Source organism: Campylobacter lari (assembly GCF_900638335.1).
Taxonomy (GTDB): domain Bacteria; phylum Campylobacterota; class Campylobacteria; order Campylobacterales; family Campylobacteraceae; genus Campylobacter_D; species Campylobacter_D lari_E.
On sequence record NZ_LR134508.1, the window covers coordinates 257,410 to 277,566 of the forward strand.

19 protein-coding genes and 1 tRNA gene are annotated in these 20,157 nt (G+C 31.4%); 17 read left to right on the top strand and 3 right to left on the bottom strand.

What is annotated here, in order from left to right; all coding sequences use genetic code 11:
• Window positions 1-49 precede the first annotated feature (49 nt).
• Window positions 50-1,453 carry an argininosuccinate lyase gene (gene argH, locus EL235_RS01450; protein WP_126340648.1) on the top strand — a complete coding sequence of 468 codons (1,404 nt, stop codon included), beginning with the start codon at window positions 50-52 and terminating at the stop codon, window positions 1,451-1,453.
• A complete protein-coding gene (locus EL235_RS01455; protein ID WP_126341186.1) occupies window positions 1,453-2,784 on the top strand; it encodes an anaerobic C4-dicarboxylate transporter family protein in 1,332 nt (443 codons plus the stop codon). Before argH ends, EL235_RS01455 begins: the two co-directional genes overlap by 1 nt.
• A 1-nt stretch (window position 2,785) precedes the next feature.
• Here EL235_RS01455 and EL235_RS01460 read toward each other — a convergent pair whose 3' ends face one another.
• Window positions 2,786-3,460 (bottom strand): YheO-like PAS sensor domain-containing protein, encoded by a 675-nt coding sequence (locus EL235_RS01460; protein WP_039625334.1) that lies wholly within the window; start codon window positions 3,458-3,460, stop codon window positions 2,786-2,788.
• Window positions 3,461-3,626: 166 nt separating this feature from the next.
• Here EL235_RS01460 and EL235_RS01465 point away from each other — a divergent pair, with 166 nt between their 5' ends.
• The 7 genes from EL235_RS01465 (at window position 3,627) to feoB (ending at window position 11,674) form a co-directional block, all read left to right on the top strand.
• On the top strand, window positions 3,627-3,989 hold the full coding sequence (locus EL235_RS01465) for a Rid family detoxifying hydrolase (protein WP_039625336.1): 363 nt from the start codon (window positions 3,627-3,629) through the stop codon (window positions 3,987-3,989).
• A 3-nt stretch (window positions 3,990-3,992) separates the two neighbouring features.
• Entirely contained in the window at window positions 3,993-5,432 is a 1,440-nt protein-coding gene (gene dcuC, locus EL235_RS01470) for a C4-dicarboxylate transporter DcuC (RefSeq protein WP_039625338.1), read from the top strand.
• Window positions 5,433-5,445: 13 nt separating this feature from the next.
• Window positions 5,446-6,615 carry a trans-sulfuration enzyme family protein gene (locus EL235_RS01475; RefSeq protein ID WP_039625340.1) on the top strand — a complete coding sequence of 390 codons (1,170 nt, stop codon included), beginning with the start codon at window positions 5,446-5,448 and terminating at the stop codon, window positions 6,613-6,615.
• Between the two features lie 3 nt (window positions 6,616-6,618).
• The gene (gene purB, locus EL235_RS01480; protein ID WP_114640038.1) at window positions 6,619-7,983 is read left to right on the top strand and encodes an adenylosuccinate lyase; all 1,365 of its coding nucleotides are present in this window, start codon (window positions 6,619-6,621) and stop codon (window positions 7,981-7,983) included.
• A 6-nt stretch (window positions 7,984-7,989) separates the two neighbouring features.
• Window positions 7,990-9,330, top strand: coding sequence for an MmgE/PrpD family protein (locus tag EL235_RS01485; protein ID WP_114640039.1), 1,341 nt, complete (start codon window positions 7,990-7,992; stop codon window positions 9,328-9,330).
• Between the two features lie 92 nt (window positions 9,331-9,422).
• Window positions 9,423-9,650, top strand: a complete 228-nt coding sequence (locus tag EL235_RS01490; protein WP_039625344.1) for a FeoA family protein — start codon at window positions 9,423-9,425, stop codon at window positions 9,648-9,650.
• Window positions 9,650-11,674 (top strand): ferrous iron transport protein B, encoded by a 2,025-nt coding sequence (gene feoB / locus EL235_RS01495; RefSeq protein WP_126340649.1) that lies wholly within the window; start codon window positions 9,650-9,652, stop codon window positions 11,672-11,674. The genes EL235_RS01490 and feoB overlap by 1 nt, the downstream gene beginning before the upstream one ends.
• An 18-nt stretch (window positions 11,675-11,692) precedes the next feature.
• Here feoB and tenA read toward each other — a convergent pair whose 3' ends face one another.
• Window positions 11,693-12,358 carry a thiaminase II gene (gene tenA / locus EL235_RS01500; RefSeq protein ID WP_126340650.1) on the bottom strand — a complete coding sequence of 222 codons (666 nt, stop codon included), beginning with the start codon at window positions 12,356-12,358 and terminating at the stop codon, window positions 11,693-11,695.
• Window positions 12,359-12,503: 145 nt separating this feature from the next.
• On the opposite strand from tenA, the gene acpP reads away from it, so the two are divergent.
• From acpP to EL235_RS01520, 4 genes are all read left to right on the top strand, one after another.
• Window positions 12,504-12,737, top strand: a complete 234-nt coding sequence (gene acpP, locus EL235_RS01505; protein WP_039617517.1) for an acyl carrier protein — start codon at window positions 12,504-12,506, stop codon at window positions 12,735-12,737.
• A gap of 28 nt (window positions 12,738-12,765) precedes the next feature.
• Window positions 12,766-13,980, top strand: a complete 1,215-nt coding sequence (locus EL235_RS01510; protein WP_126340651.1) for a beta-ketoacyl-ACP synthase II — start codon at window positions 12,766-12,768, stop codon at window positions 13,978-13,980.
• A 1-nt stretch (window position 13,981) separates the two neighbouring features.
• Complete coding sequence (locus EL235_RS01515; protein ID WP_126340652.1) at window positions 13,982-14,917, top strand: acetyl-CoA carboxylase carboxyltransferase subunit alpha; 936 nt, start codon at window positions 13,982-13,984, stop codon at window positions 14,915-14,917.
• A gap of 68 nt (window positions 14,918-14,985) precedes the next feature.
• Window positions 14,986-15,061: transfer RNA gene (locus EL235_RS01520), tRNA-Phe, on the top strand.
• Window position 15,062: 1 nt separating this feature from the next.
• Here the strand turns inward: EL235_RS01520 and EL235_RS01525 are convergent.
• The gene (locus EL235_RS01525; protein WP_039625353.1) at window positions 15,063-15,860 is read right to left on the bottom strand and encodes a ferritin-like domain-containing protein; all 798 of its coding nucleotides are present in this window, start codon (window positions 15,858-15,860) and stop codon (window positions 15,063-15,065) included.
• Between the two features lie 81 nt (window positions 15,861-15,941).
• Here EL235_RS01525 and kpsM point away from each other — a divergent pair, with 81 nt between their 5' ends.
• Genes kpsM through EL235_RS01545 form a run of 4 tightly spaced genes read left to right on the top strand, consistent with a single transcriptional unit; the run spans window position 15,942 to window position 20,149 of the window.
• A complete protein-coding gene (kpsM, locus tag EL235_RS01530; RefSeq protein WP_039625354.1) occupies window positions 15,942-16,718 on the top strand; it encodes a capsule polysaccharide transporter KpsM in 777 nt (258 codons plus the stop codon).
• A complete protein-coding gene (locus EL235_RS01535) occupies window positions 16,715-17,386 on the top strand; it encodes an ABC transporter ATP-binding protein (protein ID WP_126340653.1) in 672 nt (223 codons plus the stop codon). Before kpsM ends, EL235_RS01535 begins: the two co-directional genes overlap by 4 nt.
• A complete protein-coding gene (locus tag EL235_RS01540) occupies window positions 17,376-18,491 on the top strand; it encodes a KpsE/RkpR family capsule polysaccharide export protein (RefSeq protein WP_114640043.1) in 1,116 nt (371 codons plus the stop codon). Before EL235_RS01535 ends, EL235_RS01540 begins: the two co-directional genes overlap by 11 nt.
• Window positions 18,491-20,149, top strand: coding sequence for a polysaccharide biosynthesis/export family protein (locus EL235_RS01545; protein ID WP_126340654.1), 1,659 nt, complete (start codon window positions 18,491-18,493; stop codon window positions 20,147-20,149). The genes EL235_RS01540 and EL235_RS01545 overlap by 1 nt, the downstream gene beginning before the upstream one ends.
• Window positions 20,150-20,157 lie beyond the last annotated feature (8 nt).

A 20,157-nucleotide genomic window follows, 5' to 3' on the forward strand; every position in this document is an offset into this window, starting at 1 on the left:
AAATAAAAATTATAAAATTATCCTTTTATTTGTAAATAGAAGGATAAATATGTCACAAAAAGCAGAGAAATTATGGGGTGGACGTTTTGATTTGCCTACAAATAAATTAGTTGAAGAATACACTGCTTCATTATTAGTTGAGCCAAGACTTGCTCCTTTTGATATACAAGGAAGTATAATTCATTGCACTATGCTTGCAAAACAAGGCATCATAAAAGAAGATGAAGCAAAAACTATCATCAAGGGTTTAGAACAAGTTAGAAAAGAAATTCAAAATGGAACTTTTGTTTTTGATATAGCTGATGAGGATATTCATATGGCTGTAGAAAAAAGAATGACACAAATTGTAGGTCCAGTAGGTGGAAAGCTTCATACTGCAAGAAGCAGAAATGACCAAACTACGCTTGATTCAAAAATGCATATGAGGGCAGTTATTAAAGAAATTTTAAATCAAATTATTGCTTTGCAAGAAGAGATTATAAATCAAGCTCAAAAAAATATCAAAGCTATTATGCCAGGTTATACACATTTACAAACGGGTCAGCCGGTACTTTTTTCACATTGGATTATGGCGTATTTTTGGATGTTAAGTAGAGATTATTCTCGTTTTGAGGATTTGTATAAAAGAATGGATGAGTGTCCTTTAGGAGCAGCTGCGCTTGGTGGAACTACATTTAATATAGACAGACATTTTTGTGCCAAAGAATTAGGTTTTACAAAACCAACAGAAAATAGTATTGATAGTGTTAGTGATAGAGATCATATGGTTGAATTTACCTCTGTGGCTGCTATGTGTTTTATGCACCTTAGTCGTTTTTGCGAAGAGCTTATACTTTTTTCAAGTCAAGATTTTAAATTTATAGAATTAAGCGATGATTTTTGTACCGGCTCAAGCATAATGCCTCAAAAGAAAAATCCTGATGTAGCTGAAAAAATGCGTGGTAAGACAGGTAGAATGTATGGTAATGTTATGGCAATGCTAACTATTATGAAAGGTATTCCACTAGCTTATAATACTGATATGAGTGAAGATAAGGCTCAAGTTTATGATTCTATGGATACTTTAATGGCTAGCTTAAAAATCATAACTCCTATGATAGAAAAAATGCAAGTAAATGCTAATAATACAAGAGCAGCTGCTGCAAAAGGATTTTCAAATGCTACGGATATGGCTGATTATTTAGTAAGAAAAAATATACCATTTAGAGAAGCTCATAGCATAGTTGGTGGTGCTGTGAATTATTGTATTAAACATAACAAAATGCTTGAAGAACTTAGCATGGAGGAATTCCATCAGTTTAATGAAAATATCCAAGAAGATATTTATGAAGCAATTGCTTTAGAAACTTGTATAGATGCAAGAGTATCTTATGCTGGCACAGGAACTAAAGTGGTACTAGAGCAAATTAAACATGCAAAAGAGCTTTTGGATCAATATAAGGCACAAGATTGATGGATATTATTTTTTTATTAGAACTTTTTATTATTTTTTCAATGATAGCCATAGGTGGTAGATATGGCGGTATAGGTCTTGGTGTTGCAGGTGGACTTGGTATGTGTATTTTAGTTTTGGTTTTTGGTATGCAACCAGCTTTGCTTCCTGTGAGTGTTGTATTTATTATACTTGCTGTGATTACTTGTGTAAGTGTTTTGCAAAGTGCAGGCGGGCTTGATTTGCTGGTAAAAATAGCAGAAAAAATTTTAAAGAAAAAACCTCAAGCCATTGTTTTTATGGGGCCTTTGATTAGCTCTACTTTTACTATTTTTTGTGGTACTACTTATGTAGCTTTTTCTATTTATCCAGTGATTGCAGAAGTGGCTGCTCAAGCTAAAATTCGACCTGAAAGAGCACTTTCTGTTTCAGTGATTGCAGCAGGTATTGGCGTGGTAGCTTCTCCTATGAGTGCAGCTACTGCTGCTATGGTAGCTATTTTAGCTTTTAGTGGTACAACGATAGTGCAAATTCTAATGGTAAGTTTACCTGCTTTTTTTATAGGTGTATTTCTTGCTTGTTTGAGTGTTTTTAAAAGAGGAAAAGAACTTGAGCAAGATGAAGAATTTCAAAGAAGAGTAAAAGCAGGAGAATATCATTTTTTAAGTGAAGACTTACAAAATAAAGACAGCGAGCATGATCCTATGGCTAAAAGGTCTTTATATATTTTTGCTTTAGGAATTTTAACTATTATTTTCTTTGGCACTTTTACGAATTTATTGCCTCATTATGAGCTTGCAAATGGAAAAATAGAAAGACTTTCTACTCCAAATTTAATTCAAATGATCATGCTTGCAACAGCTTGTTTGATTATGCTTTTTGCTAAAGTTCCTGCTAATAAACTTGGTGAAGCTTCTGTATTTAAATCAGGGCTTATAGGTGTTGTAGGGGTTTTTGGTATAGCTTGGATGACAGGAACATTTTTTGAAGCTTACAAGCCTTTATTTAGCGATTCTTTATCACATGTTGTAGAGGATTATCCGTATTTATTTGGGATGGCTTTATTTGCCTTTTCTATGGTGATTTTTTCTCCTTCAGCAACAGTAGCAGCTTTGATGCCTTTGGGTGTGAGTTTGGGAATTCCTCCCCAAATTCTTATCGTACTTTATCCTTGTGTGAGTGGAGATTTTATAGTCCCAGGTGCTAATCAAATAGCATGTGTAGCTTTTGATAGAACAGGTACAACAAAAATAGGTAAATTTGTGATCAATCACTCTTACTTAAGGCCAGGTTTTGTTTTGATTATTAGTGCGACTATCACGGGTTATTTTATCTCTAAGCTTGTATTTTAGCTTAGAGATTGTTTTTAAGCTTTTGTAAATACCTATAGACGCTAGGTTCTGATATATTAAGTGATTTAGCAACTATAGGTATGCTTCCTTTGATGTTAAAAATTCCTTTTGAATGAAGTTTTTTAATAATCTCATCTTTTTGCTCAGTGCTTAAACTATATCCTGAATTTAAATATTTTAAGTCTATGTTTTCAGCTAAAATATCTTCTATAGAATGACTAAGTGTTTCTATATTACTCATATTATGTAAATTTACATTGTTTTGGTTATGAATATCTAATAAATCACTAAAATCATTGATTTTTTCAAGTTCTATGATTTTACTAATAGCATTTCTAAGTTCTGTGGTATCATGATTTATACATAAAATTCCTACGATTTTATTTTGATTTTTAATGAAAAAAGTTGATCCAGTAACAATCTTAGATTTTCCAACCTTTGCTTTATAATCACATAAAAAATCTTTGTTTAAATACTCTTTTTCTTGTACAAGCTCACTTGCAAAAGAAGTTAATGGAGAATTAATTGTTCTTCCGCTAATGTGGTTATTTGCAATAGCTGCAATATACGAACCCTCAGGTGCAATTACATGAAAAACTATTTCATATTGATCTCCAAGCACCTGCCCTAAAAATTGAGTGAGCTTGATAAATAATTCTTTTTGTTGTTCATCCATGATCTAGACCTTTTTGTTATTTTTTGTTATTTTACAAAATATTTCATCAAAGTTGTCAATATTTACAATAATAAAAAAAATTATTATCATGATAAAAAAATATTGACAATTTATTATTATGATGATAATATTATATTATGATTTCATTTAAACACAAGGAGTATACATGGCAAATTATCCAAAGGCTATAGGACCATATTCAGCTTATAGAGAAGCTAATGGTTTGTTATTTATTTCAGGACAACTTCCTATTAATCCAGAAAATGGGAATATAGAAAGTGAAGATGTAAAAGAACAAACAAGACAATCATTGTTAAATGTTAAGGCTATATTAGAAGAAAATAATCTTTATTTTAACAATGTGGTAAAAACTACTTGTTTTTTAGCAAATATTGATGACTTTGTAGCTTTTAACGAGGTTTATTCTGAGTTTTTCGCAGCTCCATATCCTGCAAGAAGTGCTTTTGCGGTAAAAGATCTTCCTAAAGGTGCTAAAGTGGAGATAGAGGTTATTGCTCATAAAGGATAGAGCATGTTGGGTTTATTTTTTGCAGGATGTTCTGTATTTTTACTTGTATTTATGCTCTATAAAAAAATCAACGCCCATATGGCGTTGCTTTTAAGTGGTTTATTCTTACTATCTTTAGCAGGAATTTTTGGACTTTCTCCTATCATTAGTGAAAAGCAATCTTTACATTTAGGTCTTTTTGATATTTTCCAAGTTGTTAATACAAATATGTCAAGCACTTTAGCAGGACTTGGACTTACTTTGATGTGTATAGCGGGATTTTCTGCATATATGGATCATGTGGGTGCAAGTTATGCTTTATTTAAAGTATTTGAAAGACCTTTAAAGGCAGTAAAATCACCTTATGTTTTATTGTTAGTTTCATATTTTGTAATCCAGTTTTTAGTGCTTTTTATACCTTCACATGCAGGTTTGGCGCTTTTACTTATGGTTACAATGTATCCTATTTTGGTACGCTCAGGCGTTTCTAAGCTTTCTGCGCTTTCAATTATCGCTATTTGTCAATACATTGACCATGGTCCAGGCAGTGGTAATGTGATTTTAGCTGCAAAAACAGCTGAAATTGATCCTGCGGTGTATTTTGTGCATTATCAGCTTCCTACAACTGTACCTATTATCATAGCAGTAGGTATTGCGATTTATTTTTGCTCAAAATATTTTGATAAAAAGGAAAATTTTGTTTTTAATCGTGATGAGATAGAAAAAGAATTATCAGAAAATGATAGCAAAAAAGAAGAGGTGAAAAAACCACCTAGAATCTATGCGATTTTACCTATTATACCTTTAGTATTAATTTTGGGTTTTAGTAGTGTTTTAGATAGTATTATGGTGTTAATGGGATTTACTACCATGGAAGAAGTTAAAGCCGCTTCATCTACTGCTATTAAAATGAATGTGCCAGTTGCAATGATGATTTCAACCTTTATTGCGATTATTTTTGAAATCATTCGTTATAGAAGTTTGATTGATACTTTAAATTCTATTATGGTATTTTTCAAAGGTATGGGGCATTTGTTTGTAATCACAGTTTCTTTGATCGTTTGTGGTCAAGTTTTTGCAAACGGACTTTTATCAGTTGGCTTTGTAGATACTTTAATAGGTTTTGCAAAAGATGCAGGTTTTGGAGTGCTTGCTATTATTATAGCAGTTTCTATTTTGCTTGCTGTATGTGCATTTTTAATGGGTTCAGGAAATGCAGCATTTTTCTCTTTTGCGCCACTTATTCCAAATATAGCAAAATCTTTTGGGGTTGAAACCATAGCTATGATAGCACCTATTCAAATCATGACAGGTTTTGGTAGATGTGTTTCACCTATTGCACCTGCTATTTTGGCAATTTCGGCTATAGCTAAAGTAAATCCATTACAAGTTGTAAAAAGAACGGCTATTCCTATGCTTGTAGCTGCTATTGTTAATGTGATTATGACTTATATTTATCTATAAAAAGGAGTACAAAATGAACAACAAAACTAAATTAATCCACCTAGGAAGAGGCGATCAAAAAGCTGAAGTAAGATCAGTTAATCCAACCTTAATGCGTGCATCAACTATACTTTTTAAAGATCATGCAACTTGGCAAAAATACCGCGAGCTAAGAAAAACAGATCGTGTTTTAAGTTATGGTGCTAGAGGAACAGCAACTAATTTTGAGCTTGAAAAACTAATTTGTGAGCTTGAAGGTGGCTATAGAGCACAACTTTTCCCAACAGGACTTGCAGCACTAGCTATGGTACTTTTAAATTATGCTAGTAAAGATGCTCATTTTTTAATCACTGATGCTATTTATGGACCTGTTAGAACAATTTGTGATTTATTTTTAACTAAAATGGGTGTAGAAATTGACTTTTTAAAAGCTGATGCGTCTGATGTAGAAGAAAAAATCAAACCAAACACAAAATTAATTCTTTGTGAAAGCCCAGGTTCTATACTTTATGAAATCATAGATTTGTCAAAACTTTGTGAAATTGCGCACAAACACAACATACCAGTAGCGATTGATAATACTTATTCAAGTGGGTATTTTTTAAATCCGCTTGAGCTTGGAGTGGATATTTCAGTTATCGCTGCAACTAAGTACTTAAGCGGACATTCAGATGTAACCATGGGTATAGTAGTGATTAATGAAAAAGAATGGAAAAATTTTGACAAATTACCAGAAGCTTTAGGATTTACTACAAGCCCTGATGATGCTTATTTAGTGCTTCGTGGTATGAGAACTTTAGATGTAAGAATGAAAGCACATGAAAAAAGTGCAGATGAGGTAGTAGAGTTTTTACAAAGTAGAAAAGAAGTTAAAACAATCTTTTATCCAAAATTAAAAACTCATCCAAACCACGAAGTTTTTATGCGTGATCATAAAGGTGCTAATGGTATGGTAACGATTGAATTTGCAGATGGCATTTCTAAAGAACAAGCTATCGAGTTTGTAGATAATTTAGAATATTTTTCAATCGGTGCAAGCTGGGGTGGATATGAGAGTTTAGCTACTGTTACTACTCCGCCAAGAACAGCAACAGATTGGAGTGCTAGAGGACCTTTTGTGAGATTTCATATAGGTCTTGAAGATAGTAAGGATTTGATTGCTGACTTAAAACAAGCATTTGAAAAAATAAATTTTAAAGGATAAAACATGGGTGTGAGTGTATTTGATATGAGGTTGCTTCAAGATTCTTGGAGCACTCCTGCAATGAGAGCTATTTTTAGTGAAGAAAATAGAATTCAAAAGTGGCTTGATGTAGAAGCTGCTTTGGCAAAAGCCCAAGCAAAACTTGGCATTATCCCTAATGAAGCAGCTATAGAAATAGCTAAAAAAGCGCATTATAAATTTATGGATATGGATTTTATTTTTGCTGAGTTTAAAAAGACCAAACACCCTTTAGTGCCTACTGTGCGTGGTTTAGAAAAAGCTTGTGAAAATGGTCTTGGTGAATATGTACATTTTGGTGTAACAACGCAAGATATCATTGATACAGGTATAGTTTTGCAATTTAAAGAAGCTATGGCTTTAATCAAGCAAGATTTAAAAGATATAGCTAAAAATTTAGCAAAAATCGCAAAAGAGCATAAAAATACAGCGATGATGGGAAGAACCTTAGCTTTACAAGCTTTACCTATAACTTTTGGACACAAAGTTGCAATTTGGCTTAGTGAGCTTAATCGCCATTACGAAAGAATTATCGAACTTGAAAAAAGATTATATGTAGGATTAATTGTAGGTGCAGTGGGAACTAAAGCAAGCTTAAGTGACAAGGCTAATGAAGTAGAAAAACTTACTTTAGAAAGCTTAGGTTTAGAAGTTCCTGATATCTCATGGCAACCAGCAAGAGATCGTTTTATTGAGCTTGGTTATGTTTTAGGTAATATCAATGCAACCTTTAACAAAATCGCACATCAACTTTTAATTTTAGCTCATAATGAAATCGATGAAATTGCTGAGCCTTTTGGAAAAGGTCAAGTAGGAAGTTCTACTATGCCTCATAAAAGAAATCCTGCAGTAAGTGAAAATGCAGTGACTGTAAGTAATGCCCTAAGAGCTAATATTGCAATTTTAAGCGATATAGAAAGACATGAGCATGAAAGAGATGGTCAAGTATGGAAAATGGAATGGAAGCTTTTACCAGAAGCATTTTTAATGCTTTCAGTGGTATTAGCAAATATGAAATTTGTCTTTGATGATTTAGAAGTTAAAAAAGACAAAATGTTAAAAAATCTTGATACACTTAATGGTTTTGTATTGGCAGAACGCGTGATGTTTGCTTTGAGTGATCATTATGGTAAACAACATGCACATGAAATTGTTTATGAAAATGCTATGAGAGGCATAGAAAATCATAAAACTTTTAAAGTTGTTTTACTTGAAGATGAGCGTGTAAATAAGGTTTTAAGTGAAAAAGATATCGATACTTTAATGGATGCTACAACTTATGTAGGTTATGCACCAAAATTAGTTGATGAGTTCTTAGAAAAAATTGCTAATGCACCAATTCTAAAGTAGGAAAAAATGTATTTAAGTGAAAAACTAGCCGAATTTATCGTAAATTTAGACTATGAAGCTATCCCTAGTGAAGTAAAGCAAAGAGCAAAAGAGCTTATGCTTGATGCACTAGGAACAGCCATAGCTGCTAAAAATGAAGCTTGTGTTTTAAATGCAACTAAGGCTTTTGAAGCTTTAAGCATAAATCCTAGTGAAAAAATTTGGAGTGAAGATAAAAAGCTTGATGTAATTTATGCTGCGATGGTAAATGCTATTGCAGCGCATGCCCTTGATTTTGATGATACTCATACTGAAGCTATTTTGCACGCTAGTGCTATTTTAACTCCGCTTTGTTTAACTTATGGATTTAGCGTAAGTAAAGATGGAAAAAAAGTTTTAAAAGCTTTTATAGTTGGTTGGGAAATTGCTGCTAGAGTGGGTATAGCAAGCAAAGGAAGTTTCCATAAACGTGGCTTTCATACTACAGCTATAGCAGGAATTTTTGGTAGTGTGGCTGCAAGCTGTGTTTTGCTTGATTTAAACAAAGAACAAATCATCAATGCTCTAGGCTTAGCAGGAAGTTTTGCAAGTGGGGTAAATGAGTTTTTATCTAATGGTTCTAATTCTAAAGTTTTGCACATAGCTAATGCTTTGAAAAATGGAATTTTAGTAGCAAATTTCGCAAAAGCTAATATGAGCGGTCCTTTGAGTATATTTGAAGGAAGGGATAATATCTTTAGAACTTTTGGCTTAGAAGATGAGTGTGATAAAAATGAACTTTGTAAGGGTTTGAATGAAATTTGGCAAGTAATGCAAGTTTCACTAAAACCTTATCCAAGTTGTCATTTTGCGCATGGACTTATTGATTGTGCTATGAGTTTAAGAAATGATGGCTTAAAAGCACAAGATATCAAAAGTTTGCATTGTTTTGTAGATGAGGTACCAATTTCATTTATCTGTGATCCAATAGAAGCAAAATACACTCCACAAAGTGCTTATGCTGCTAAATTTTCCATGCCTTTTTTAATGGCTTTAGCGTTTTTTGATGGCAAGATCACTTTAAAATCTTATGAAAATTTAAATAGAGCCGAACTAATAGAATTTGCTAAAAAAATTAGCTATGAAAAGAAAAAATCTAGCGGTTTCCCTAAATACTTTCCAGGACATTTAGAAGCTGTTTTAAATGATGGAAGAGTAATTAAAAAAGATGTACTGATTAACAAAGGAAATTTTGATAATCCTTTAAGTTTTGATGAATTAAAAGATAAATTTCTTTCTAATGCTAGCATAGCACTTTCTCTAGAAAAGGCTGAGGAATTAGTCAAAAAGCTTCAAAATTTAGAAAATCTAAATGATTTTGATTTCTAGCAATCTCATTTTTTGAGATTGCTTATTATTTTAAAAAAGAAATAATTTAATTTTTTATATAATGTTTTATCTTAGTTTTTGTAAGGAAAAACATGACTTTAGATACATTAAAAGATAATGAAGAAGCTATTATAGTAGGCTTTGAAGCAGATAAACAACTCCAAGCAAGACTTTTTAGTTTTGGTTTTGCAAAAAACAAAAAAGTTAAAAAAATTCGCTCTTCTATTGCAAATTCTACTATTATGGTAGAACTTGATACAACTTGTGTGATTTTACGCTCAAGTGAAGCAAAAATAATACAAATTTCAAAAGAGTTTTAATGAAAGAAATCATCGTTGCTTTAGTAGGTCAGCCAAATGTTGGTAAAAGTTTATTAATTAACGCACTTTGCAAAGCTAATATGAAAGTTGGCAATTTTAGCGGTGTTACGGTTGAAAAGGCTGAGGCTAGATTAATTTATAAAAATTATGAGTTTAAATTTATAGATTTACCAGGAACTTATGCATTAGATGGTTATAGCGAAGAAGAAAAAATCACAAAAGAGTTTTTAAAAAAGGGTAAATTTGATCTTGTAGTAAATGTGCTTGATTCTACAAATTTGGAGCGTAATTTGATTTTGAGTGCATCTTTAATAGAAACTAAAACCAAAATGATTATGGCTTTAAATATGCAAGATGAAGCTAAAAATGAAGGTTTTAGTATAGATTTTAAAATTTTATCCCAACTTCTAAATACACATTGTCTTGGCGTGTGTGCTAAAACTAAAGAAAATCTAAATGCACTTTTGGATTTAATCATTTCAACCCATGAAGCTAAATTTGAAGCCAAAGAGCGTGTTTATAGTGATATTATAGAAGAAGAACTTGCAAAAATAAGTGATTTTTTAAATCAAAATGAAATTACTTATTTAGATTATTCTACAAAAGATTTGGCGATAGCTTTGCTTAAAAATGAAGCTAATATAGTCATTTCACACGCTTTGAGAAAAATACTTGATGAAGCTTTAGAAAAAATTTATATGGCATATCATAGTAAAGATATAGAAAGTATTTTTAAAGAAGAGCTGATTGCTTTTGCAAATGGTATATGTGCTAAGGTTTTAAGCAAGGGTGTTAAGTATAAAAATCATACTAAAGAAATAGATTCTATTTTAATCAATAAATTTTTAGGAATTCCTATATTTTTGTTTTTTATGTGGACTTTATTTCAACTAACCTTTACTTTAGGTCAAATCCCTATGGATTATATAGAAATATTTTTTGCTAATTTAGGTGATATGGTAAAGAATAATATTAGCAATGAATTTATCGCTTCAGCCTTAGCTGATGGTGTTTTAGGTGGGGTTGGTGCGGTTGTGACTTTTTTACCAAATATTATGATTTTATTTTTTGGTATAGCCTTACTTGAAACAACCGGATATATGGCTAGGGTTGCGTTTTTATTAGATGGAATTTTATATAAATTTGGCTTACATGGTAAAAGCTTCATCCCTTTAATCACGGGTTTTGGTTGTTCAGTGCCTGCATTTATGGCTACAAGAACTTTAAAAAATAAAAAAGATAGATTATTAACTCTTTTTATTATTAATTTTATGAGTTGTGGTGCAAGACTTCCTGTATATGTGCTTTTTGTCGGAGTATTTTTTCCTGCTGATGTGGCAGGAAATTATCTTTTTGGGATTTATCTTTTAGGCGCGTTTTTGGGTTTGATTGCAGCTAAGATTTTAAGAATGAGCGCTTTTAGAGGACAAGATGAACCTTTTGTAATGGAAATGCCAAAATATAGAATGCCAAATTGGAATTTGGTGTGGTTTATGGTGTTTAATAAAGCTAAAATGTATTTAAAAAAAGCAGGAACATTTATTTTGATAGCTTCTTTGCTTATTTGGTTTGCGAGTAATTTTCCTGCACAAGAAAATAATACTCAAGATGCTTTAATTCAAGAGCTTCAGATAGAAAATAGTTATCTTGGACAATTTGGCAAAACAATAGAGCCTATTTTTACACCACTTGGCTTTGACTGGAAACTTAGTGTATCTTTGGTAAGTGGTTTAGCTGCTAAAGAAGTGATGATTTCTACTATGGGTGTGCTTTATTCTTTAGGTGATGAGGTTGATGAGACAAGCTTAAATTTACAAGAAGCTATAAAAGAAAACATCCCTTTTAGTACAGCAGTTGCTTTTATACTTTTTGTTATGATTTATAATCCTTGCTTTGCAGCAACTATAGTTTTTGCTAAAGAAGCAGGAAATAAAAAATATACATGGTATCTTTTTATATTTACATCTTTATGTGCGTATTTTGTTGCTTTTGTAGGGATTAATATTACTAAATTGATAATTTAATCATCTTTTTTATGATGATTAAATTTCCATTTTTTGCTCTAAAGAGTGTTGCCAAAAGGCTGTTTCAAGTCTTACGGTAGTATAAAAAATTTCGTTTAATTTTTTAAATTTTTCTTCGCTAATGCTATTTGTATAAGAATTAAAAAAGTCTTTAAATTCTTTGATTTCATCTTGAAATTCTTTTCCTGCATAGGTTAAAATCCATTCTTTATAAGGATGATTTTCTAAGCTTTTTTCATCAAGTTCTTTACAAATTTCTTCTCCTATATATGCATAACCTATAGCACAAGCACTCAAAGCACATAGCATATCTAAATAATCTCCATTTTGTCCCACACTTAGTAAGTACCTTGTATAAGCAATATTAGTTAAACTTTCACTCTTATAGTCTAGTTTTTCTACATTAATACCTAGCTTTAAAATACTTCTATGAAGCTCTAACTCTCCTTCCAAAGTGTAGTTTTGATTTTTAATAGCAAATTGAATTTCTTTAGCATTATTTGCATTTAAAGCAAGCAAGGCATAGCATTTTGCATAATTATTTAAAAAGATATAATCTTGTTTAAGATAAAACAAAAATACATCTTTTTCTAAAGTGCCATTTTGAAGTTTTTTTACAAATTCATGATGGATGTATTGTTCCCAAGTTTTTTTATTTTCTTTTATAAGTCTATCCAAAAGCATTAATTTCCTTTGTTAAAAATTAAGCTTTTATTTAAACACAGATAATTAAATTTTTCGTAATAATCTTTAATTTTTAACTTTTTAAACAAGAAATTTATTTTTTTATTGTAAAATGTGGTTTAATTTTTTAAACTAGGAGATAAAAATGGCAATTTTTGATGATGTAAAAAAAGTAGTTGTTGAGCAACTTAGTGTTGATGAAGATGCAGTTAAAATGGAATCTAAAATCATTGAAGATTTAGGTGCAGATTCTTTAGATGTTGTTGAATTAGTTATGGCTTTAGAAGAAAAATTTGATGTAGAAATTCCAGACAGCGATGCTGAAAAACTAGTAAAAATCGAAGATGTTGTTAATTATATAGAAAATCTTCAAAAATAATTTTAATTTTTAAAATAAGGAGTGCGGTTTGAAACGCGTTGTAGTAACAGGTATAGGAATGATCAATGCCCTTGGCCTAGACAAAGATAGCTCATTTAAAGCAATTTGTGATGGCAAAAGTGGTGTTGATAAAATCACTCTTTTTGATACCACTGATTTTCCAGTGCAAATTGCTGCCGAAGTAAAAAATTTTGATCCTTTAAGTGTTTGTGATGCTAAAGAGGTTAAAAAAATAGATCGTTTTATACAACTTGGTATTAAAGCAGCAAGAGAAGCTATGGAGGATGCTAAATTTGATGAAACTATAAACAAAGAAGAATTTGGCGTAGTTTCAGCAGCTGGTATAGGTGGTTTACCAAATATAGAAAAAAATTCCGTTACTTGTGCACAGCGTGGACCACGTAAAATTACTCCTTTTTTCATACCATCAGCTTTGGTTAATATGCTTGGTGGGATTATTTCAATCGAGCATGGATTACAAGGACCAAATATCTCATGTGTAACTGCTTGTGCGGCAGGAACTCATGCTATAGGCGAAGCTTATAAAAGCATAGCTTTAGGTAATGCAGATAAAATGCTTGTAGTAGGTGCTGAAGCAGCCATTTGTGCTGTGGGTATAGGTGGCTTTGCTGCCATGAAAGCTCTTTCTACTAGAAATGATGATCCAGCTAAAGCTTCAAGACCATTTGACAAAGAAAGAGATGGTTTTGTAATGGGTGAGGGTGCTGGTGCTCTAGTGTTTGAAGAGTATGAGGCTGCTAAAAAGCGTGGAGCTAAAATTTATGCCGAGCTAATAGGTTTTGGCGAAAGTGCGGACGCACATCATATCACTTCGCCTACTTTAGAAGGACCATTGCGTGCTATGAAAAAAGCTTTAAAAATGGCAGGAAATCCAAAAGTAGATTATATTAATGCGCACGGAACTTCTACTCCGGTAAATGATAAAAATGAAACAGCAGCTATTAAAGAACTTTTTAAAGATCAAATTCCTTTAGTTAGTTCTACAAAAGGTCAAACAGGACATTGCTTAGGTGCTGCTGGTGCTATTGAAGCTGTTATTTCTTTAATGGCGCTTGATCAAGGTATATTACCGCCAACTATCAATCAAATCGTAGCAGATGAAAACTGTGATCTTGACTATATACCAAATACTGCAAGAAAAAGCGAAGTTAATGTTGTAATGAGCAATTCTTTTGGTTTTGGTGGAACAAATGGTTGTGTGATTTTCAAAAAAGTAGATTAATATGGCTTCTTATTTAGATTTTGAAAAAAATATTCAGCAAATTGATGAGGATTTAGCAAATGCTAAAATCAAAGGCGATGATGAAGCGGTAAAAATTTTAGAAAAAAATCTTGAAAAAGAAACTCAAAAAGTTTATAAAAATTTAAGTGATTACCAACGCTTACAGCTTGCAAGACATCCTGACCGTCCTTATGCACTTGATTATATTCAAGCTATATTAAGTGATGCTTATGAAATTCATGGTGATCGTGCTTTTAGAGATGATCCTGCTATTGTGTGTTATGCAGGTTATATAGGTGGTAAAAAAGTTATTGTTATAGGTGAGCAAAAAGGTAGAGGTACTAAAGATAAACTTCATAGAAATTTTGGTATGCCTCATCCCGAAGGTTATAGAAAAGCTCTAAGGGTAGCAAAAATGGCTGAAAAATTTGAGATACCAGTGTTGTTTTTAGTAGATACTCCAGGTGCTTATCCGGGAGTGGGTGCTGAAGAGCGTGGTCAAAGTGAAGCTATAGCTAGAAATTTATATGAATTAAGCGCTCTTAAAACAATCACTATAGCAGTAGTTATAGGCGAAGGTGGAAGTGGTGGTGCTTTGGCTATAGGAGTAGCTGATAAACTTGCTATGATGAAAAATTCAGTTTTTTCTGTGATTTCACCTGAGGGTTGTGCTGCTATTTTATGGAATGATCCATCAAAAAGTGAAGCTGCAACTAAAGCCATGAAAGTAACTGCTGATGATTTAAAAACTCAAGGTTTAATAGATGATGTTATCGAAGAACCAATGAGCGGAGCTCATAGAGATAAAGAAAATGCGATTAAAAATTTAAGTGATTATGTCTTAAAAGCTATAGAAGAATTAGAACAATACGATAAACGCGAATTGGCTGCATTAAGAATGCAAAAAATCTTTAAATTTGGGGCTTTTTCCGAATAATTTGCATTTTTATGCAAATTTCAACTTTTTTTAAAAAAAATATTGTATAATTACAACTTCAATTCAGTGGTTGGATAGCTCAGTCGGTAGAGCAGCAGACTGAAAATCTGCGTGTCGGCAGTTCGATTCTGCCTCTAACCACCATTCATTTTCTATTATAAAAATCATCTAATTTTTGAAGTTCGCTTTCATTAAATCCTGCTTGAATTCTAGCTGTTTTGTTATATACTTTTCCTAAAAGATTAAATTCTTTATATTTGGCGCAAAGATCAAGATAACTATCATTTTCATTTTTTGCATAATTCCACCAAAAATCCCCTTTATTTACATGTTTAATCTCATCATTTAGTATAATGGTAAAAATTTCACTAAATAAACTTTTTATAGGATGATTAGTGGTGTTTAATTTTTCTAAGACAAAAGGATTAGCATCAAGTCCTTTTGCTTCAAGTCCTCTATGCACTATACCCATTCTATGAGCAAGATTATCTTTGGTTAAAAATAAGGCTTTTTCAAGATTATCATGCGCATGAAAATCTCCATATTTAAAACCAAGTTCATTTAAAGTTTTTTCTAAAAGTAAAAAATGCTTAATTTCCTCATTAGCTACCTCAAGCCAATCTTGGTAAAATTTCAATGGTAAGTTTTTAAATCTATAACTAGCATCTAAGGATAAGTTTATAGCATTATATTCTATATGCGCAACTGAATGTAAGATTTTAGCTAAAGACAAAGTGCTATTTGCTTCTTTTGGGCGTCTTATTTTCATAGGATGAAGGATTTTAACTTGCGAGTTTTCACAAATGATCGCCTCATGGGAATGATTAAAATCATACAAATTAGCTTTAAAATTTTCATAAAATTCATTAAATAATTCAATCTTTTTAAAAATATCTTTATGATATAAAATTTTTTCTAATTCTTCAAAGAAATTTCTTTTCATTTTTAAACCTTGTTAAATATTATATAAGATAAAAAAGTATAATATAAAAATTTTGAAAATTTAAAAAGGTTTGTTAAAAATATGCTTAATGTCATACATGCTCTTTTTTTTAGAGAGCTAAAGACAAGATTTGGTATTAATAAATATTTGGGCTATTTTTGGGTAATCGGTGAGCCTATGATGGTTGTTTTAGTAATCACTTCTATTGTGGCAGCTATTAGAGAATTTCATCATCAAATCATGCCCGAGGGTATTTCTATTTTTTTATTTTTAGCAGTAGGGATTATACCTTTTTTTATGTTTAGAAGTATTATTACCCAACTTTTAAATGGTATAGGTGCAAATTTGGCGTTATATGCTTATAAGCCAGTAAGACCTATACATGTATTTATTGCTAGAACTATACTTGAGTTTTGCATTTATTTTACTATTTTTATTTGTGTGATGTTTTTAGCAGGTTGGTTTTTGCATATGCAAGTTATACCTAAGCATTTTTTAGAAGTGATGTTTTCGCTTTTTTTACTTGTGGTGTTTGGTTTTGCTATGGGGATGTGTTTTGCTATAGCAGGGCATTTTGCAGAACCTTTAAAAACGGCATTAAATTATTTAAATATAGTTTTATACTGGACAGCTTTGGTAGTATTTCCAGTATGGATAGTTCCAAAACCTATTTTAGATATTTTATATTATAATCCACTTTTACATATTATGGAGCTTTTAAAATATAATTTTTTTCAAAATTATCCATTACTTGATGATTATAATTACTACTACCCTATTATATGTTTGAGTGTGATTTTGTTTTTGGGTTTGTTTTTTTATTATTTTACTAGAGAAAAGTTGATAGCAGTGCGATGATAAAATTAGTTAATTTAACAAAATCTTTTCCTTTGCGCAATGGTGGAAGACATTATGTTTTTAAAAATTTAAGTTTTGAGTTTCCTGAAAATTGTAGCATAGGTTTAATGGGTCGCAATGGTGCTGGAAAGTCTACCTTAATGAAACTTTTAAGTGGCTCCTTGCTTCCTGATAGGGGTAAGATTGTAACTAATAAAAAATTATCTTGGCCTTTGGGTTTAGCAGGTGCATTTCAACACAGACTTTCAGCAAGGGACAATGCGCGCTTCGTGGCTAGAGTATATGGTTATAAAGGAAAGGCCTTAGAAGAAAAGATTAAATTTGTGGAAGATTTTGCTGAGCTTGGTAAATTTTTTGATGAGCCTATGAATACTTACTCAGCTGGTATGAGTGCTAGGATATCTTTTGGTTTAAGTATGGCTTTTGATTTTGATTATTATTTAATCGATGAAGCAGGTGCTGTGGGTGATCCTAAATTTAGAGAAAAAAGCTCTAAAATTTATAAAGAAAAATTAAGTCAGTCAAAAGTTATCATGGTTTCACATAATGTAGCTGAAATTAAACAATGGTGTGATAAAATTATATTCATGCAAGATGGACAAGCTACTATATATGATGATGTAGATGAGGGTATAGCGGTGTATCAAGGAAAAATAAATGCAAAATGATTTATTAAAAAAGTTTAAAAATTTAGAGATACTAAATTCTTTTAAAATAGTATTGATTTTGACAGCATTTGTTGTATTTTATTATGTTTTTATAGCAGCAAATCGTTATGTGAGTGAAAGTGTTTTAAGTGTGAAATCAACTACAGGAGATAGCGGAGCTATTACCGGAATTGCTGCATTTTTGACCAATAATTCTTTTTCAAGCGAGGATATAACTTTCTTAAAATCATATATTCATTCTTTAGATATGCTAAATATCTTAGAAGAAAAAATTCAAATTCGCAAGTTATATCAAAAACAAAAACTTGATTTTTTTTATAGTATTTCTTCATCAGCTGATCAAGAGGATTTTTTAAAGTATTATCAAAATCGTGTTAAGATTATTCAAGAAAACTCAGCCAATGGGCTTTTGCGTGTAGAAGTAGAAGGTTTTGATCCACAAAGCGCACATTTAATAGCTTCAACTATAGTTAAAGAAAGTGAAAAATTTATCAATGAAATTTCACATAAGGCCGCAAGAGATCAAATGCAATTTGCTGAAGAAGAGCTTTTGCAGTTTAAAAAAAGATATCAAAAGGCTAAAGATGAGCTTTTAGCTTTTCAAAATAAATATGGAGTATTTGATCCACTTAAACAAGCAGAAGGTGCTTTAAAACTCATAGCTGAACTTGAATCAAAAATAGCAGCCAAAGAAGCTGAACTTTTGATGATGCAAAGTTATATAAATGATAATGCACCGCAAATTGTCACTATAAAAAGTGAGATAGATGCGTTGAAAAAACAACTTCAAAAAGAAAAATCTAAAGTTTCATCCCCAAAATCTTCTCAAAAACTTAATGATCTTGCGGCTAAATTCCAAGATCTAACCATAGAGGCAGGTTTTGCAGAAAGTGCTTATACGGCTGCACTAAAAGCTTATGAGAGTGCTAGGATAGAAGCTTTAAGAAAGATAAAACAAGTAGTTATAGTGCAAAGTCCAAGTTTACCTCAAAGTGCTAAATACCCAGAAGCTTTGTATAATATACTCACAGCTTTTATGATTTTATCTTTGATTTATGGAATTGTTAAATTTATTAAAATGATTATAGAGGAGCATAGATACTAATGAAAAAGATATTTTTATTTTTACTTTTACCTTTGTTTTTATTTTCTGCGGTAGATGTTTCTCAAATTGCAAAAATTCAAAATCAACCATTAGCTCCATCTTTAGAGCCACAAATTATAAATTACGATAGCGACCAAAGTGATTTTAATCAAACTCAAACTCCGATAACTAAAGTATTTGGTGCACATTTATTTAATGGTAATTTTACTAAATTTGCCCAACATGTTTATAACCCTGATTATAAACTAGCAGTAGGCGATAGGATTAATGTAAAAATTTGGGGTGCAGTAGAGTTTATACAAACTTTAACAGTAGATTCTCAAGGAAATATTTTTATACCTAAAGTAGGAGCGATTAATCTTCTGGGTGTGAAAAATAGTGCTTTAGTTCAAGTTATTACAAAAGCTATTAATAAAATCTATAAAAGCAATGTCTATGTATATGCGGATATGGATATTTATCAAAATGTATCGGTATTTGTTACAGGAAATGTAAATCAACCAGGTCTTTATCAAGGACTAAGTTCAGATTCTATTATACAGTATTTAGATAAAGCAAGCGGTATTAATCTAGAATATGGTAGTTTTAGAGATATTCAAATTTTAAGAGATAATAAAGTCATTAAAAAGGTAGATTTATATGACTTTTTACTTAAAGGTCAGCTTGATCTTTTTCCTTTTAGAATGGGCGATGTGATCTTAGTGGGTAGTGTGCAAAAGTATGTTTTTGTAGAAGGAGATGTGCAAAAGCCTTTTAGATTTGAGCTCAGTAATGATATTTTAAATTTAGAAGATATAGCTAAAGTTGCAGGAGCTAAACCTATAGTAACTAATGCTGTGGTAAAAAGCTATAGAGATGATCATAAATTACATGTGGATGCTTACAGTAAAAAGCAGTTTTTAGGTGTGAAATTATACAATGGCGATGAGATAGAATTTAGACCTGATTATACTGCGCAAAATATTAGCATTAGTATAGAAGGTGAGCATAGTGGTTTGCACTCAGTGGTGATAAAAAAAGGCACAACTTTAGCTGAACTTGCTAAAATGATTACAGTTAATGAGCAATCAAACATTAATGCCTTGCAAGTTTTTAGAAAAAGCGTAGCGGCGACTCAAAAACAACTTATTGAAGCTCAGCTTAAGGAACTTGAAACACTAGCTCTAACAAGCTCTTCGGTTAATGCTGAGCAAGCTAGCATTAGGGCTACTCAAGCTAAGACGATTTTAGAATTTATTGCGCGTGCAAAACAAGCCCAACCAAAAGGACAAATCGTTATAGACAATGTCAAAGCGTATAATTCTATAGTATTAGAAGAAGGTGATGTAGTAAATGTACCTAGTAAAAATAATCTTGTTTTAGTTCAAGGTGAAGTTTCTATACCAGGTGCATTTGTGTATATGGATAAAGAAAAATTAAGATATTATATCAACCTAGCGGGTGGTTTTAGTGATAGGGCGGATATATCAAGAGTTTTGGTAATCAACGCTAATGGTAAAGCAACTAAATACAGCGGTAGAAGCTCAGCAGATATCAAAGCAGGAGATTCTATTTTAGTTTTACCAAAAGTAGATAGTCAAAATTTACAAATCTTTAGCATGTTAACACAAATTTTGTACCAAATAGCTATTGCAACTAATGTAGTGTTAAATATATAGGAATTTAG

What these genes read in the sequence shown, in the direction of transcription:
- EL235_RS01525 (WP_039625353.1), bottom strand. Translation starts at nt 15,860, where the DNA reads ATGAAAAGAAATTTCTTTGAAGAATTAGAAAAAATTTTATATCATAAA.
- EL235_RS01475 (WP_039625340.1), top strand. Translation starts at nt 5,446, where the DNA reads ATGAACAACAAAACTAAATTAATCCACCTAGGAAGAGGCGATCAAAAA.
- tenA (WP_126340650.1), bottom strand. Translation starts at nt 12,358, where the DNA reads ATGCTTTTGGATAGACTTATAAAAGAAAATAAAAAAACTTGGGAACAA.
- EL235_RS01535 (WP_126340653.1), top strand. Translation starts at nt 16,715, where the DNA reads ATGATAAAATTAGTTAATTTAACAAAATCTTTTCCTTTGCGCAATGGT.
- acpP (WP_039617517.1), top strand. Translation starts at nt 12,504, where the DNA reads ATGGCAATTTTTGATGATGTAAAAAAAGTAGTTGTTGAGCAACTTAGT.
- EL235_RS01485 (WP_114640039.1), top strand. Translation starts at nt 7,990, where the DNA reads ATGTATTTAAGTGAAAAACTAGCCGAATTTATCGTAAATTTAGACTAT.
- kpsM (WP_039625354.1), top strand. Translation starts at nt 15,942, where the DNA reads ATGCTTAATGTCATACATGCTCTTTTTTTTAGAGAGCTAAAGACAAGA.
- EL235_RS01515 (WP_126340652.1), top strand. Translation starts at nt 13,982, where the DNA reads ATGGCTTCTTATTTAGATTTTGAAAAAAATATTCAGCAAATTGATGAG.
- EL235_RS01545 (WP_126340654.1), top strand. Translation starts at nt 18,491, where the DNA reads ATGAAAAAGATATTTTTATTTTTACTTTTACCTTTGTTTTTATTTTCT.
- purB (WP_114640038.1), top strand. Translation starts at nt 6,619, where the DNA reads ATGGGTGTGAGTGTATTTGATATGAGGTTGCTTCAAGATTCTTGGAGC.
- EL235_RS01490 (WP_039625344.1), top strand. Translation starts at nt 9,423, where the DNA reads ATGACTTTAGATACATTAAAAGATAATGAAGAAGCTATTATAGTAGGC.
- EL235_RS01455 (WP_126341186.1), top strand. Translation starts at nt 1,453, where the DNA reads ATGGATATTATTTTTTTATTAGAACTTTTTATTATTTTTTCAATGATA.
- EL235_RS01540 (WP_114640043.1), top strand. Translation starts at nt 17,376, where the DNA reads ATGCAAAATGATTTATTAAAAAAGTTTAAAAATTTAGAGATACTAAAT.
- EL235_RS01465 (WP_039625336.1), top strand. Translation starts at nt 3,627, where the DNA reads ATGGCAAATTATCCAAAGGCTATAGGACCATATTCAGCTTATAGAGAA.
- feoB (WP_126340649.1), top strand. Translation starts at nt 9,650, where the DNA reads ATGAAAGAAATCATCGTTGCTTTAGTAGGTCAGCCAAATGTTGGTAAA.
- dcuC (WP_039625338.1), top strand. Translation starts at nt 3,993, where the DNA reads ATGTTGGGTTTATTTTTTGCAGGATGTTCTGTATTTTTACTTGTATTT.
- argH (WP_126340648.1), top strand. Translation starts at nt 50, where the DNA reads ATGTCACAAAAAGCAGAGAAATTATGGGGTGGACGTTTTGATTTGCCT.
- EL235_RS01460 (WP_039625334.1), bottom strand. Translation starts at nt 3,460, where the DNA reads ATGGATGAACAACAAAAAGAATTATTTATCAAGCTCACTCAATTTTTA.